At 55.5% G+C, this 13,911-nt stretch carries 16 protein-coding genes and 1 pseudogene; 2 read left to right on the top strand and 15 right to left on the bottom strand.

All coding sequences use genetic code 11. The features are described 5' to 3' along the window. Positions 1-51: 51 nt before the first annotated feature. The 11 genes from ACZYR5_RS11785 to ACZYR5_RS11735 all read right to left on the bottom strand — a co-directional run bounded on the left by ACZYR5_RS11785 (position 52) and on the right by ACZYR5_RS11735 (position 9,057). Entirely contained in the window at positions 52-1,239 is a 1,188-nt protein-coding gene (locus ACZYR5_RS11785) for an STY4528 family pathogenicity island replication protein (RefSeq protein WP_489089737.1), read from the bottom strand. Further along, positions 1,236-1,784, bottom strand: a complete 549-nt coding sequence (locus ACZYR5_RS11780; RefSeq protein WP_489089738.1) for a DUF2857 domain-containing protein — start codon at positions 1,782-1,784, stop codon at positions 1,236-1,238. The genes ACZYR5_RS11785 and ACZYR5_RS11780 overlap by 4 nt, the downstream gene beginning before the upstream one ends. After that, on the bottom strand, positions 1,781-3,364 hold the full coding sequence (locus ACZYR5_RS11775; protein WP_489089739.1) for a ParB family protein: 1,584 nt from the start codon (positions 3,362-3,364) through the stop codon (positions 1,781-1,783). The genes ACZYR5_RS11780 and ACZYR5_RS11775 overlap by 4 nt, the downstream gene beginning before the upstream one ends. Positions 3,365-3,378: 14 nt before the next feature. Next, a complete protein-coding gene (locus ACZYR5_RS11770; RefSeq protein WP_330809073.1) occupies positions 3,379-3,588 on the bottom strand; it encodes a hypothetical protein in 210 nt (69 codons plus the stop codon). 85 nt (positions 3,589-3,673) lie between these two features. Continuing rightward, entirely contained in the window at positions 3,674-4,516 is an 843-nt protein-coding gene (locus tag ACZYR5_RS11765; protein ID WP_489089740.1) for a ParA family protein, read from the bottom strand. 13 nt (positions 4,517-4,529) lie between these two features. Then, on the bottom strand, positions 4,530-4,751 hold the full coding sequence (locus ACZYR5_RS11760) for an AlpA family phage regulatory protein (protein ID WP_489089741.1): 222 nt from the start codon (positions 4,749-4,751) through the stop codon (positions 4,530-4,532). Between the two features lie 108 nt (positions 4,752-4,859). Next, positions 4,860-5,615 carry a hypothetical protein gene (locus ACZYR5_RS11755; RefSeq protein ID WP_489089742.1) on the bottom strand — a complete coding sequence of 252 codons (756 nt, stop codon included), beginning with the start codon at positions 5,613-5,615 and terminating at the stop codon, positions 4,860-4,862. Between the two features lie 241 nt (positions 5,616-5,856). After that, positions 5,857-6,618: an NADPH-dependent F420 reductase gene (locus tag ACZYR5_RS11750; protein WP_489089743.1), complete on the bottom strand. Its 762-nt coding sequence runs from the start codon at positions 6,616-6,618 to the stop codon at positions 5,857-5,859. Positions 6,619-6,726: 108 nt separating this feature from the next. Next, positions 6,727-7,443 (bottom strand): nitroreductase, encoded by a 717-nt coding sequence (locus tag ACZYR5_RS11745; protein ID WP_489107618.1) that lies wholly within the window; start codon positions 7,441-7,443, stop codon positions 6,727-6,729. Positions 7,444-7,474: 31 nt separating this feature from the next. Then, positions 7,475-7,906 carry a MarR family winged helix-turn-helix transcriptional regulator gene (locus tag ACZYR5_RS11740; protein WP_489089745.1) on the bottom strand — a complete coding sequence of 144 codons (432 nt, stop codon included), beginning with the start codon at positions 7,904-7,906 and terminating at the stop codon, positions 7,475-7,477. A gap of 392 nt (positions 7,907-8,298) precedes the next feature. Then, the gene (locus ACZYR5_RS11735; protein ID WP_489089746.1) at positions 8,299-9,057 is read right to left on the bottom strand and encodes an SDR family oxidoreductase; all 759 of its coding nucleotides are present in this window, start codon (positions 9,055-9,057) and stop codon (positions 8,299-8,301) included. A 99-nt stretch (positions 9,058-9,156) separates the two neighbouring features. On the opposite strand from ACZYR5_RS11735, the gene ACZYR5_RS11730 reads away from it, so the two are divergent. After that, positions 9,157-9,747, top strand: coding sequence for a TetR/AcrR family transcriptional regulator (locus ACZYR5_RS11730; RefSeq protein ID WP_489089747.1), 591 nt, complete (start codon positions 9,157-9,159; stop codon positions 9,745-9,747). 359 nt (positions 9,748-10,106) lie between these two features. Here the strand turns inward: ACZYR5_RS11730 and ACZYR5_RS11725 are convergent, their stop codons facing one another. The 4 genes and pseudogenes from ACZYR5_RS11725 to ACZYR5_RS11710 form a co-directional block, all read right to left on the bottom strand. Further along, positions 10,107-10,514: a DUF3224 domain-containing protein gene (locus ACZYR5_RS11725; RefSeq protein ID WP_489089748.1), complete on the bottom strand. Its 408-nt coding sequence runs from the start codon at positions 10,512-10,514 to the stop codon at positions 10,107-10,109. 69 nt (positions 10,515-10,583) lie between these two features. Beyond that, positions 10,584-12,137, bottom strand: a pseudogene (gene tnpC, locus ACZYR5_RS11720) (IS66 family transposase). Between the two features lie 61 nt (positions 12,138-12,198). Next, positions 12,199-12,534 (bottom strand): IS66 family insertion sequence element accessory protein TnpB, encoded by a 336-nt coding sequence (tnpB, locus tag ACZYR5_RS11715; RefSeq protein ID WP_489089749.1) that lies wholly within the window; start codon positions 12,532-12,534, stop codon positions 12,199-12,201. Beyond that, the gene (locus tag ACZYR5_RS11710; protein ID WP_489089750.1) at positions 12,531-12,893 is read right to left on the bottom strand and encodes a transposase; all 363 of its coding nucleotides are present in this window, start codon (positions 12,891-12,893) and stop codon (positions 12,531-12,533) included. The genes tnpB and ACZYR5_RS11710 overlap by 4 nt, the downstream gene beginning before the upstream one ends. A 483-nt stretch (positions 12,894-13,376) precedes the next feature. On the opposite strand from ACZYR5_RS11710, the gene ACZYR5_RS11705 reads away from it, so the two are divergent. Continuing rightward, positions 13,377-13,772, top strand: a complete 396-nt coding sequence (locus tag ACZYR5_RS11705; RefSeq protein WP_489107620.1) for a VOC family protein — start codon at positions 13,377-13,379, stop codon at positions 13,770-13,772. Positions 13,773-13,911 lie beyond the last annotated feature (139 nt).

Raw genomic sequence — 13,911 nt, 5'->3', positions numbered from 1 at the left:
GAGACGGTAACTTTCGAGACGCTCGAAAAACTGATGCCAGTGGCATCAAATCTACTCACGTCCAGGGCGTTTGCCACGTAGCTGCCGCAGTTCATTCAGGCACGCTTGGGCGAGGGCAGAGGCGGGTTCGCCCTGTTTTCTAAGTGAGCGTGGGGGGGAGGGTGGCGGTTCAGCAATGGGTAATGACTCAGCCCGACCTGCCCAAGGGCGGAAATCGCCTTTCAGCGCTCGCTGGATCAGGCCCATCAGATACGCCGCGGGTTTGCGGACGCTGCCTGCCTCACACCGCGCGCCTGCTTCGTTGAGCACCGCCTGTCGATCCGCTGGTTTCAGTTTGCCCAGCGCCACGGTGACCGCCTGACGTTCGCTTGGGCTCAGTTGTAGAGAATCGGGCCAGTGCAGGTTTTTCACCGCTGGGGTTGCGCGCGGTACAGTACAAATATTTTCTTTTAATACAGTACAAGTGGCATTCGGATTCCGAACGGTGCCGGAAACATTGGCGTTCAGACCCAGTTCGGAATTCGGACTAGGTTTCACACGACTCCGAACGCTGTGACCACCTGCCAGTTCGGAATCGTGTAACGCTTCATCGGTTGCCCGATCTAATTCTTGGTGTGTCCAGTGTTCGCCCCAGCTCTCGAGTCGTGTAGGCAGTCGACCTTGATCTATATCCGTGTCTTGGCGGATTTCCTCCAAAACATGCTGAGCGACAATTCGCACCGCCTTGGTCGCGTGAGAGAGGGCACGTCCGACCAGCTCCAGATAATCCTGATCCAGCTCCAAGGCTTCGGCGGGGGTTAACGGTTTATCGTGCAGGACGTACAGAGACCCCTCTAGGCGCCCGCTGAGCTGATCGCGGCCACGACTCACCATGCTAAGCCAGCGCGTCAACCTGAGCATAATCAAGACGCGAGCGATGGTCTCACGGGAGGCTGACGCACCGTAGGGCACGCTTGACAGGTAAGGTTGCAGGTCTTCATAGCGCGGTGTGACCACGCCCTGACCTTGCAGCATGAGTCGAAATACTTGCCAGGCATTCCGTTCCAATGGCGTTAGCCGACTATCCAGCAGCAAGCGACGCGGCACGACTTCGTGAGATTGGCCACTGAACAAAAAGCTCGCCTGCAGGGCCTGGTTGGAAGGAGGTTCAGTGGTGGGGCGTGCGGGCCAGCGTTCACTCAGCTGCTGGGTGCATTGCTGCAGGACACGTTGCCAGCGACCGGACGAGGCAGTGTTCATGTTCCGTTGCTGTAATGGTCGATCTGCTGCCAAACGATGGTCAAGCTGATCTGTTGCTCCTCCGCCAACATCATCATGGCGTCGAGCTGATCCTCAGCACCGTCCTGATCGCGTAGTTGGCACCAACGCTGCCAGAGTGCATGCTCCTGCGCCTCGCTCAAGTTCTGAGGGCGGCCCTTACGGGTTTCTATCTTGAGCAGACGTCGGCGAAGGGCGGTTTCCGAATGCGCCAAACCGAAGTACTGGTACATGATGGTACTGCTGGCACCGAGCTTGAGCGCTCGGTTGATCAGGCGCTCGTTCTGTTCGTCACGTTCGGCCTGGTCGATCAACCGATGCAATACCGGCGAATCAATCTTGACCTCAACCCAGGGGACAGTGGCATGGGCCAGGCGTGACAGTGTGGTCGGCGGTAATGATTGCAACAGGTAGATGTCCTCTTCACCCAGTCCGAGTGCTTTGCAGCGATGCAGATTACCCAGGCGCAACTCGTGAAGGACCTGGGTCAGCATGGCCTGGTTGAGCACATTGAAGGACAAGTTCATGGTAGCTCCCTTGGCGAATGGTCTTCATGGGTAAGCGTTAAGTCGATCAGGCGCCGGGCTAAGCGAATGAGGCGATACAGTTTGATTAACAGGTAGTCGGGCAGTCGCTCCAGTCCTACGTCCACGGCTGGACGATCTGCCAGCGGGAGTTGATAAACCCCCAACAACAGCTGCCCGAACAGAGCTGAGGGCAATTGCTTGCGATCCTCCCAGTTCACTTCGTCTTGGGCACGCAGCAGGGCCAAGAGCAATAGGTGAACGCCGGCCGCACGAGGCGCAGCAAGATTAAGTTGCTCGATGTTCAGGGCAAAGCCCAGGCCATTTTTTTGGTCGATGATGCTCTCGGGATGTCCGGCATAGGCCGCCATTTCCCGAGCCAAGCCGGCAATGGCTAAACGCAGTTGTTCGGGGGTATCCAGTGTTGGTGCGATGATCCAGATGTCGTCGATCGGGCAGGTTGCGACGGTCTGTCCTGGTTCGGATGCAGTGGCGCGATCAATCTGTCCGCGGATCTGCTGGACACGTGACGGAGGGCTGACTGCTGATACGACATTCGTTACGGGCAGCGTGAGCTGTTCCTCTCGCTCTGTTTCGGTCTGCGTCCCGGTTTCAGCTGATTTGGGATGCGGCTCGGGTGGAGGAGGCTCGGCCGCGGGCTCATCAACGCTCGGCAGTAGGTTGTTCTGCGGTGGCGTGACGACTACGCCGGGCGTCTGGATAACCCGTTGGGTTTCGCCCAGCTCCAGGACCAACATGCGGTAGGACTGTCCGAGTAAGCGACTCATGCGTTCGAGCAGTTCATCCTGGATTTGCTCAAGGTCGAAGGACTCTGGGTCGGCATCAAACTGCCCTAAGGTGTCGAGCCAAAACTCGGGGAAAGCGACGGCGTCGGTTGGATAACGATTCCAGGTTCGTTCAGCCTGGCTACGCAGACCAATCAGGCGTTCAATTTTTGGTTTCCCCAATCCGGCGTATAGGGTTTGTGGAATGGCGGGTAGTAAATGTTCAAGGGTGTCCAGCATCCGACTGATGTGCGACTGCGAAATCGGATAGCCTCCAGCGGCAAGACGTCGTGCCAGCTCACGTTGCGAGAGTGTTGCGCCATCTGATTCAAGCATGGTCTTGAGTTTGGCCACTGCCTGAGCACGCTCGATGAAGGTGAGCTGACCGTGCAGATCGCTTTCGGCCAGATGGCCGAGTAGGGCGCTGATTTCATCGGTCCAGGGACGGAACAGGCAATGGATGCGGAAGAAACGCTCGTCGCGGGTTTCCTGCCACAGCTCGCCGAGAATCGCCAAGCGCGTATTGCCGCCGTTTCGGATGATGAAATAGGCTTCTCCCGGGCGGCGAGTAATCGGAGGCGGTTGATCGAGCCCGCGTTCACGGATTGATGCCTTGATATCGTCATAAAGCGGGTTACGGATGAATCGCGGGTTGTGTTCGTAGGGCCGCAACTGCTCCAGAGTAACCAGCATAGGCGTATCAGTGAGCGGATCGGACAACCGCTCCAGTTCTGGACCGCGAGGGAAGTGGTCCTGGTGCAGTCTTTCTGTGATTTCTTCCTGAGTTAGCTTCTTCATTGGAGCAACCTCAGTTAACGCCGGGTGCGCAAATGGTCACCAACCTCGAACTTGACGATTTCGGCAGTGCCCGAGCCTTCGAAATAACGAGACAGTTCTGCGAGGAACCCCCCCATGGCTGAGCGCCCGCCTTGTAGACGAAAGACCACTGTGCAGTACTCCTCGCTAGGTGGGCGGCAGGGGTGGATGGATGGTTGAACAATGATAGGAAGCTGGTCCAACATCAAAAGACTCCTTGCCAAACGCAGTTGGCCTCAACGTTGATCAGACACAATGATTGGGCGGGAAATGCGGGTCTGGTGATTTGTCTCATTGAACCTCCGCGCATCGGCTCACCGAAGAGATCGATTTGTGCCACTCCGGAAATAACTCAATGGCCAGCGCTTGCATGGTTTCCATCGCGGATGGCGAACGTCGTTCGCGCGACTGGTGCGTTTCGATTCTATGGACCGGCAGGCCAAGGGAGGCGGCGTTGAGATACGCCACTCGGTCTGGAACTATGGTGTCTAGAACCGAGATATTCGCAGTCTCGGCAAAAGTCTCGCGCAAGCCGCGGATGATCATTCGGGTGTCCACCCGAATCGAATTCACCTGGTTCAGCAGCAGGCGCAACGGTGGCGGCGTAATGCCTAGGTGACGGAATGGTTCGAGCTCACTCAGCAGTTTCAAAGTACCGCGCTGCAGTTCCCGGGCGGCGAGCATTTCCGGCGTGATGGGCGAGAGAGCCAGATCGGAAGCCAGGATGGCCATCTCCAGCAGCACACTACGTGCGCCTTGGGTGTCGATCAAAAGTAGGTCGTAACGGGAACGGAAGGTATCCAGCAGATTGCGCAGACGCAGTCGCCCATCAGGGGCATGCAGCAACAAGGTACTCAGCCGGCCCTGATCATCGTTAGAGAGGATCAGGTCGAGTCCGGTGATCACTGTCTTGGAAACAATTTGTGCAGGCGTAGTCAGGTTGAGTTTGAGTAATTCGTAGGCACCGGCATCAGCCTTTTGGCTCAAGGCATAATAGCTAGAGAGGGTGGGTTGGCTATCCAGATCTAGGAGCAAGACACGCAGGCCCGCGTCTGCGAGAAGGCCGCCGAGGTTGGCGGTCACGGTAGTTTTACCCACGCCTCCTTTAGTGGAAACAATCGATACCACACGCATGACATCAGACCTACTACGCCAACCGCTCGGTGACCCACCGATCGATCTCCAGCGAATCCCACCCAACAGCACGCAATCCAATGCGTTTGGCCTGAGGAAATTTCCCTTCCTTCATTAGATTGTAGATGTGCGCACGCTTGAATCCGGTTTTACGCTCTACCTCCTCGCGCCGCATGATATGGCGCTCGATTTGCGGTTGTGACACTTCAACAATGGGTGAGGTTTGGGTTGACATGATGGTCACTCCTGGCGTCGATTGGCACGTAGTAGGAAGTGACCTGAATTGAATCGCAGAAATTGAAGAGAGTCATTGCGCTGCAATCAGCGTGATTGCAGCGCAATGTTATGTATTAGATTTTTTCTTGATGCTACGGTTGGCTGCCGCAAACTTTTCGTCCAATGTTCGTTTACTCAGACCGGGAATGTCACTGTGGCGCGCGGTCAAAGCATCGACGATTGCGGCTTGGCTCTTAAACACGGAAAGAGGCTTGCCCGCAGGTGACGAGTCCAAAATGGTGTTGAGCAGGGCGCCGATGATTTGTAGGTAGGTGTGTTCGCTCCGCTCGCTAAGACGCCCATTGGAGCTCACCATTGATTTAAGGTTTTCCTGTTCAAGTCCTAATGCACGAAGGTCCGCTCTTACATCTTGGAGCTGACGTTGCAGCGTATCGCGTTCTCGCAGGAGGGCATCGCGCTCGGCCTGGAGGGCAAAGTAAACGCCCAAGCTAATTGTGTCTCGAGTGATGGCGAATGGCTCGAACAAAAAATCAGGTCGTTGATCAGGGTAACAAACCGCCAGCCATTGACGCAGATCTGAATGTCGGACCGTTAACAAATTGGGCTCCACGGTGGTGCCCGATGGCACCGGAATCCCAAAACAGCCATATGGCAATTCGCCATTGCGGACGGCGTCATAAATTAGTTCGGTATTGGTTTGTAGGCATGGCCACTGGGGAAACAGGCGTCTGAGTTCACCTGGGTAAGACCAGGGAGCTTGCAGGATTTGAGTTTCGAAACGAATGAGATTGCACCAGCGCAGTGCTGCTTCAATGGGACGATAGAAGGTTTTAGCCTGTGGATTAATTCTCTGCGACGACATGTGCGATCGGGCCTCCATCGGCATGGACTACCTCAATCGAAACATCTCTACATCGCCTACTTGATAACAGTGGCTGCTATCTGGATTTTTAGCTCGATGAGGTCATTTAATCCATCCAATACCTTATTTTCTTTAACCATTTCGTCCCAGGCAGACACGGCGCGACTGAGAGTACTTCCGCCGCTGTAATATGAAATCGACAAAGTGAAACTTCAGGTAAGCATGCCACCAATCCGATTGGTCAGGCGGTCATGGACCGATTCAAGGTAACGATTTGCTCATGTGTCAAATGGCCGTCATGATCCATAAATTTGGCGATCAGTGCGTCACGGTTTTGCGGCGCTCTGGCATTGTCTGCCGATACCAGCGCCAATCTCAGCTGCGGTAATGTCAGCTCAGTACAGTACGCTGGTGTGCCTGGTTGCTGACGCCACGAATCTTGAAGGTCGCCAGCGGCGAGCGCGAGGAATCCCGTATCCTCAACAAGATCTTGCGCGATTGCCTCAGCATAGGTATCTCCTCCAGCTACAGGTAGGGCAATGCGTGTCGAAGATACAGTTGGTTGCCGATTGTCGGCAAGAGTCGCTGCGAGGACGGCGTTCCAAGCCTTAATGACCGGGCGGCCAATCTGCTCGCTTACCCAAACACTCTCAGGCTTGCCGTTGTCGACTTCTTTGATTGCCCCATCGCGTCCCGGATAGTAATTGGACGTGTCAATGACGACGGTTTTCTCAGGAACACTGCTCAACGTCTGTTTGAGATCTGGGTATTTTGCGAAGGGGATCGAGAGGATCACAACGTCTACCTCGGAAACAGCATCTTCCTTGGTCACCGCGTGTACGCCGATCTCATTGGCAAGGTTCTGAATGCTCTGAGGGTCTTTCGAGTTTGCCAATTTAACTTCATGGCCGCACGCAGCGAGCTTACGGGCAAGGGTAGCCCCAATACTGCCGGCGCCGATAATTCCGATTTTCACTTCAATAACCTCCTTACCTACAACCAATACTCAAGTGACTGCTTGGCTGGGTGTGCGAATGAATTAAGCGTGTCGCGAAGCCGCTGCGATCTGGGGTGTGCACGCATGTCGCCTGACTCAGGTCATTACGACTCTTCAAGAATGAAAGGTAACGCTGTCGGTAATCGGCACACGATCCATATGCATGCGGTTGCCTGGAGCGCTCTCGTCCGGGTAGCCGAATGACATTCCAAACAGCATTTTCATTTCTTCAGAAATGCCTAGCGCCTCTCGGATCGTAGCTGCATAGAAACCAAGCGAGGTTTGCGGAATGCCGCCTAACCCTCGAGAAGCAAGTGACAGTAGGAAGGTCTGCCCATACATACCGATGTCGCCAGCAGTTCGAACATTGTCACCAAACACTGGCATAAACAGAAAAACGGCCTGGGGGGCATTAAAAAAGGACAAATTCAAGGCTGCCGCGCGCCGGCGCCCCTCCTTGTCCTCACGTATGACGTTCATAGTCTCGTAGTAGGCTTTGCCTTGCGCATTCTTGCGGCCTCCGTAGGGGCCGTAAAAAGCATCCATATCGAACGAAAAGTCTGGTGTGAATTCGCCTGCAGTATTTTTCGCGTGGAGAATTTGCGAAAGCTCTTTCAGTTTTTGGCCTCGAACGATGTGTACATCCCAGGGCTGGGTGTTGCAGTTGGAGGGAGCGCACTGGGCATCCTTCAACACCTCCTGAATGATGTGATCGGGCACAGAGGTGTCCAGAAACCCACGAAAAGACCGCCGGGTACGAGCCGTCTTTTGGAATTGAAGGGTGTCATCCACCGCTGTATCAGCATCGAATCTAGCAATTGAAATAGTCATGATTTCCTCTTTGGGCAAGCGTGAAAAATACTCAGTCGGTGGCCGGATGACCGAGCGCATCGAGTGTTTGTCGAAGCTCATCGATACCCTGCTCATCAAGCTGGCAAGCTGACTTAATTTTGCTAGTGATTCCCCGAATGTCAGCTTCCAACATGCGGCTATTAGGCGTCAGATCGATCATCACGCGGCGCTCGTCGATAGGATCCCGTGTGCGGCTGACGAGTTCGGCAGCCTCAAGCCTTTTCAGCAATGGCGTTATGGTTCCAGCGTCCATCGAAAGCCGGGTTCCGAGTGCACCAACAGTGAGTGGCGAACCGTTTAGAAGCTCCAGGATGACCAGGTACTGAGGGAAGGTTAGGCCCAACGGCTCCAGATAGGGTTTGTGCAATCGCACGACCCGATTTGCCGCCGCGTAGAGTGAAAAAGACAGCTGGGTACCTACCCGCTCCCGGTTTGAGGTCATTTCATAGCTCGCTATTATATAGTGCACTATATATTCTAGAAGGAGAGTTGCCCTGTCAACCGACGCCTTCGGCGCTCGACGAATGGCTCATCTAGCTAAGTGGAATATGCCTTGCTGTTACTGTGATTTGAGGCGGACGCCTGGTCATGCGGTAGGGAATGGCCACTTGCCAGATGCGTAGGCCAGCGATTCAGGCAGTATCGAACTGCTCCGCTGGTAGCCAAATTTATGGGCGTGAGATTGCGCACCGCATCCATCTATGCGCTCCAATTGGATGATCAGCTTTCCCGCCCTTTTCCCAAGATGAATAGGAGCAATAAAAAAACTGTGCGCCCAGTAGGCAGATGCTAGCTGCTTATTTGGACGCATCAGGTGTGTCCACAAGGTAAACGTTACTCTGCTGGTGGTTTGTATCCGGCGAGCATTTTCAACACCTCATCATGTGAACCGCTCGCTTCAGCAAACCGTAATGGCTTGGCGCGCTCGACTACGAGTTCTAGTGGGGTCGGAACAGTCTTGAGCAGTTCGAAGATTTCATCCAAAAAATCCTCCAACGGCATCGCGTGCTCGTCATTTTCCTGCCCAAGTAAGGTGGTACGTACCCCCGGTGGCGCAAGCTCGATGACCTCGACTGGCGAGGCTTCTAGCTGCACTCGAAGACTTTGAGTGAACGAGTGAACCGCCGCTTTAGTTGCGCTGTAGGTCGGTGTGGCTGGCAGCGGTACGAATGCTAACGCCGAGCTGACATTCACTATCGTTGCACTGGTCTGCTTGATCAGATGGGGAGTGAATGCGTAGACCATGCGAATCGTGCCAAGTAAGTTCGTCGTCACGATATCCTCGGCTGTGCTCAGGCTTCCCGGATCAGTCAGATCCTCCCAGTGCATGATCCCAGCGTTGTTTATGAGAACGTTCAGATTCGGATGGCTGATCGCAAGCGCTTCGCTGGTGCGTTGGATGGATTGGGCATCAGAGACGTCCAGCAATACTGATTCAATGCCAGGGTGTTCCGACACGATCTTGTCGAGCAGAGACTTGCGACGTCCCGCGATGATGACTTTGTTGCCCGCTTTGTGAAGTCTTAGCGCCAGACCTAGGCCGATGCCTGAGGTGCCGCCAGTAACCAGAATCGTGTTGCCAGTGCTGTTCATAGTAAACTCCAGAAACGATGCCTAAGCGGACAGTTGTCCACTTCCAAACCGTACCGGACAATTGTCCGATTAGCAATGCAGTGAAGGAAAATTTTGTTCATGACTCACGATTTGGTTATGCGTTCTGACGCCAAGAAAAACCGGGAACGGATTCTGGAGGTCGCAGTAATAGAACTGACGAGCGATCCAACGATTCCGTTAAGTACGATTGCGAAGAAGGCAGGGGTAGGCCAAGGCACGTTCTATCGTCACTTCTCTACTAGGGAGAAGTTGGTATTCGAGGTCTATCAATTCGAAATGCAGCAGGTGGCCTCCTTGGCGGAAGAGTTACTTGCGACAAAACCACCTAAGGAAGCCCTCCGAGAGTGGATGGACTGCCTCGCTGAATATGCAATGACAAAGGCAGGACTCGCTGCTGCGATCCAACAAGCTGCTTCGGTTTACGAGTTCCCAGGGAAGTCAGGATACGCTCCAGTCCAAGCAGCAGCCGAGTTGCTTTTGAGGGCTAATGAGAAGGCCGGGACGATTCGTAGCGGCATTACAAACGACGACTTTTTTCTAGCCATCGCGGGAATATGGCAAATGGATGCCCAGAGCGAATGGCGCTTACGTCTCGCCAGATTGATGAATTTGGTGATGGATGGTCTGTGCGCTGGCAGCCCCGAAAGCCTGAAAAAGAATAATGCCTAGCATCAAAATCAGGACGCGCGTCGGCGAGAACAGTAGGCGGGGAACACAGGCAAATAGTCGGTTTTATTTGGAGTCGCTTAAGCTTGAGTAGGTGCTCCAAACTACAAGCCGCGCTCCATCCTGTGCTGCGGCCATACTGCCAGCGTCCTTGTCGTCACTGCGTCCATCTGTGTTCTAACCCGTGAGTATTCACGAGGTCTCTCGGTTGCCGTCCTTCGAGACCCGTAAGCAAATTTTCCAGTGCACGCAGTGCCATCGCATTGCGCGTATCGCTTGTTGCAGAGCCGAAATGAGGGTAAGCACCTAGCGAAGACGCCTCCCTGATGCGTCAGGGGCGATGCCCTTTACGGCTTGTTAAATTATTCGAGGCGGTAATTCAACCAAATATGGTGCGTTCCATCGGTGTCAATTGTGATCCCTCCTGACCCTGATATCCCTTTCAAACCACCCGTACCACTGCCTCCAACTATGCAGAAAAACTCATCTGCACGATCAATTCCGGTAGTGGAGGCGGAATGAATGAAGTTAAAGGAACCCTCTACCCCATTCACCGTACCCTTGAAGCTCTCCATCGCGATGTAGCTGCCCCTTCTTGACGCTTGGTCGAACGCCGCAGTAAAGGCTGTTGAAGAAATACCATCGATAGCTCCTGTATAGGACTTTTCCATGGAGCTGATCGACACTGGTAAGCCTGTTGTAATTTCGGGCGTGGGAGTCAGGTCAGTTGGTCTGAAATTCTTGGCGGAAAAAGTGGCTCGCGCTTCCATTCGGATCAGTCCTGTTCCATATGAGTTGAGCGGTCATTCTAATGCAAGAGCACCCTCAGGTTGAGGACGTCATGCCGAGACCCAATGCTGTGGCAGCAGTTGGTCGATCTCACTCGCTCGCTGCGTCGGCAGGCGCGTCAGCACATCTTTGAGATACGCATAAGGATCATGCCCATTCATGCGGGCTGACTGGATCAAGCTCATGATTGCAGCTGCCCGCTTACCGCTGCATAGCGACCCGGCGAACAACCAGTTCGAGCGTCCAAGTGCCCACGGCCTTATCTGATTTTCGACGGCGTTATTATCTATGGGCACAGCCCCGTCCTCGAGATATCGAGTCAGTGCCGTCCAGCGTTTGAGGCTGTAATCCAGAGCTTTCGCGATAGCCGACCCTTCGGGCACAAGATCGCGCTGGGCCAACATCCAGGTATGCAGTGCGTCGATAATGGGGGCCGCTTTTTCCTGGCGTATTCGCCAGCGATTTTCGTCGGTCATTTCCCGCGCTTGCCGTTCAATTTCGTACACCCCGCCAATTGAGTGCAGCGCCTGCTCAGCCAGTTGGCTTTTATTCGTCGCGTGCAAATCGAAAAACTTGCGGCGGGCGTGGGCCAGGCAGCCGATTTCGGTGATGCCTTGCTGGCAGCTGGCTTTGTAGCCGGCAAAATCATCGCAAACCAGCTTGCCATTCCACTGGCCAAGAAAGTTGCGTGCATGTTCGCCCGCACGGCTTGGGCTGAAGTCGTACACCACTGCCTTGAGCGCCGAAAAAGGCGTAGTGCAGTAGGCCAAGACATAAGCGCGATGAGTTTTCTTCTCGCCCGGCGCGAGCATCTGCACCGGCGTTTCGTCAGCGTGGATTACGCCTTGAGCAAGCACTGTTTCGCGCAGTGCGTCGACCAAGGGTTGGAGCTGCACGCCAGTTTGGCCGACCCACTGCGCCAGTGTCGAGCGGGCGATAGCCAGGCCGGCGCGGCCAAAGATTTTCTATTGCCGATACAGCGGCTAATGGTCGGCGAACTTGGCTACCATCACGTGAGCCAGCAGCCCAGCGGTCGGGATGCCCTTGTCGATTACCTGGGCCGGAACCGGAACCGGAACCTGAGTCAGCGTTTCACATTTGCGGCAGACCCATTTCCCGCGCACATGCTGCTCGACGGTGAGCACGCCCGGGATGTAATCCAGCTTCTCGCTGACGTCTTCGCAGATGCGCTGGAGCTGGCAGCCGCAGGCGCACTGGGTGGTGTCGGGTTCGTCATAAATCACGGTACGCGGAAACTGCGCTGGCAAGGAAACACGCTTGGGCTGATTGCGTGGCTCGGCCGGCGCAGCCAGCGGATTCAACGCCTTCAGTTCGTCTTCGATGGCCGCGATGTCGGTGTCGAGCAGGTCGTCGAGCAGGCTGCCTTGGGCAGGGCTCAGTTGCTCACTGCGCTTGGCAAACTTGTTACGTTTGAACCAGGCGATTTCGTGGGTGAGCTGCTCGATGATGGTTTGGTCGCGGTCGTTCTTCTTGCCCATCCGGTCGACTTGCTGCCCGAGAGAATCCACCTGGGACAGCAACTGCGCCGCGAGGGCACGCAGTTGGTCAGGGGACATTTGGTCGAGATTGGGCGATGAAGTCATGCCGCGAATTTTGCCAGAGCAAGCCGTTTGCGGCGATAGACCAATGGGCTAATGGCGGGCGTTAGAGCAGTGTGATTGCACCGCCAGCCCCAACGCGTTGCCAAGGCAGACCGAGCACCAAGGCCTGAAGTTGCTCTGTATCCAGCTCCACATCGCAGCCATTTCGAATACCCGGCCAGTGAAACTTGCCTTGGTTCAACCGGCGAGCAGCCAGCCAGACGTCAATCCCGTCATGCACCAGCACTTTCATACGAGTGGCGCGGCGGTTGGCGAACAGATAAGCACAGTGCGGATTCGCCGCACCGAACACCGCGATCACCCTGGCCAGCGCAGTTTCAGTGCCGGCACGCATGTCCATGGGCTCGGTGGCGAGCCAGATGGCGTCGATGCGAATCATTGAGTGAGTCCACGGACAAAGCGGGCGCAGCCTCCAGGATCGGACGTTGGCCATTTCACTGTGATCGATTGCTCGCCAAGCGGCAACTCAATGGTCGCCAACGCTTCCACCTGCCGTTTAGGCGTAGCTTTCAACGGAACGAAAGCCGGCAACGCCGCTGGTAGCTGATCTCGAAAAAGTGGTAGCCACTTGCGGATAACGTTGGCATTGATGCCGTGGCTGATGGCAACGCTGGATAGTGTTGCGCCTGGTTGCAGACACTCCTGTGTCAACACCGGTTGAAAACTGACCCACCTCAACATCGGCACTAATCTAGAGCAGGCAATGGTTTGCGAGGAATCAGACTGGGTCAGTGACATCTCGGCAACTAGGTCAATTCGGTGTCGGCGCCAACAATCAGCAGTTCCTCTGCGGCGCGCGTGAAGTTGCAGCGCCTATCCATCGACGTTCTGCGGGAGATGTCCAGGTTGACGCCCAAGGCCAGCCCGCTTTCTCCAGCAGTGGGCAGTGCATTGCGTAGCACTGGGCGGCGATGCTAGAGGCGCGTCTAAAGCGCCGTGGCAGCTATGCTTGAGTATGCCGCTGTCAGCAGGCTGATGGCGAGCAGGGCGGGCAAGCCCCATAGCGAGCATTGGCGTACTATTTTACCGGTCATCCCGTTTTCCCCTTGGAGCAAGCGGCTGGAGGTGTGTGGCTGTGCTGTTCCGTTTAGGCGGTGTTGCGGCTGCTCCTCGCAAACTGCGCAGTTAGAATTCTGTCCTCATTCTGGAGAGCCAAAATGGTCAGCAAAAACATAATTGGGTACGACGGCGGCGAGCTGGACGCTGCGACGTTCCTCGATAGTGCGGTGGGCGGTGTTCATTGCACCCCGACGAATATCCGGCGGGAAAGCAGGGCGAAGTGTTGACGGTCGAATTCAGGCTCATGGGCATTCCTCGCCTGCGATTGAACGGTGGAACGGGGTCAGCCATAGCGAGGCGTTCTCATTCCAAGTGGCGCCCGACGATCTGGCCGAAATGGATCGCTTGTGGAATGCGATAGTTAGCAACGGTGGCGAGGTGAGCGCCTGCGGCTGGTGCAAGGACAAGTGGGGGGGGCTGTCGTGGCAGATCACGTCGCGTGTCCTCACGGCCGCATTCACCCATCCCGATCGGGCGGTGGTCAAGCGTGCGTTCAACGCCATGATGCAAATGAGAAAAATCGATATCGCGGCGATCGAAGCGGCGGTCAAGGGTTGATTCGAGCAGCCCGGTTCGGATCACCCTTCCTATTGTCGAGCAGCAGGGGCTGATCGCGGGCGTTGTTGCCCTCGCGCCTGAACAGCCCACGCCCCCTCGCGCATAATCCCTCTTCGAATCCCTGTCAGTCGCCCGGCTG

This window comes from Pseudomonas sp. F007 (assembly GCF_057814275.1).
Note: the sequence above shows the minus strand (reverse complement) of the source record. Positions and strands in the feature narration are given on the sequence as shown.

What these genes read in the sequence shown, in the direction of transcription:
- ACZYR5_RS11785 (WP_489089737.1), bottom strand. Translation starts at nt 1,239, where the DNA reads ATGAACACTGCCTCGTCCGGTCGCTGGCAACGTGTCCTGCAGCAATGC.
- ACZYR5_RS11780 (WP_489089738.1), bottom strand. Translation starts at nt 1,784, where the DNA reads ATGAACTTGTCCTTCAATGTGCTCAACCAGGCCATGCTGACCCAGGTC.
- ACZYR5_RS11775 (WP_489089739.1), bottom strand. Translation starts at nt 3,364, where the DNA reads ATGAAGAAGCTAACTCAGGAAGAAATCACAGAAAGACTGCACCAGGAC.
- ACZYR5_RS11770 (WP_330809073.1), bottom strand. Translation starts at nt 3,588, where the DNA reads ATGTTGGACCAGCTTCCTATCATTGTTCAACCATCCATCCACCCCTGC.
- ACZYR5_RS11765 (WP_489089740.1), bottom strand. Translation starts at nt 4,516, where the DNA reads ATGCGTGTGGTATCGATTGTTTCCACTAAAGGAGGCGTGGGTAAAACT.
- ACZYR5_RS11760 (WP_489089741.1), bottom strand. Translation starts at nt 4,751, where the DNA reads ATGTCAACCCAAACCTCACCCATTGTTGAAGTGTCACAACCGCAAATC.
- ACZYR5_RS11755 (WP_489089742.1), bottom strand. Translation starts at nt 5,615, where the DNA reads ATGTCGTCGCAGAGAATTAATCCACAGGCTAAAACCTTCTATCGTCCC.
- ACZYR5_RS11745 (WP_489107618.1), bottom strand. Translation starts at nt 7,443, where the DNA reads ATGACTATTTCAATTGCTAGATTCGATGCTGATACAGCGGTGGATGAC.
- ACZYR5_RS11740 (WP_489089745.1), bottom strand. Translation starts at nt 7,906, where the DNA reads ATGACCTCAAACCGGGAGCGGGTAGGTACCCAGCTGTCTTTTTCACTC.
- ACZYR5_RS11735 (WP_489089746.1), bottom strand. Translation starts at nt 9,057, where the DNA reads ATGAACAGCACTGGCAACACGATTCTGGTTACTGGCGGCACCTCAGGC.
- ACZYR5_RS11730 (WP_489089747.1), top strand. Translation starts at nt 9,157, where the DNA reads ATGACTCACGATTTGGTTATGCGTTCTGACGCCAAGAAAAACCGGGAA.
- ACZYR5_RS11725 (WP_489089748.1), bottom strand. Translation starts at nt 10,514, where the DNA reads ATGGAAGCGCGAGCCACTTTTTCCGCCAAGAATTTCAGACCAACTGAC.
- tnpB (WP_489089749.1), bottom strand. Translation starts at nt 12,534, where the DNA reads ATGATTCGCATCGACGCCATCTGGCTCGCCACCGAGCCCATGGACATG.
- ACZYR5_RS11710 (WP_489089750.1), bottom strand. Translation starts at nt 12,893, where the DNA reads ATGTCACTGACCCAGTCTGATTCCTCGCAAACCATTGCCTGCTCTAGA.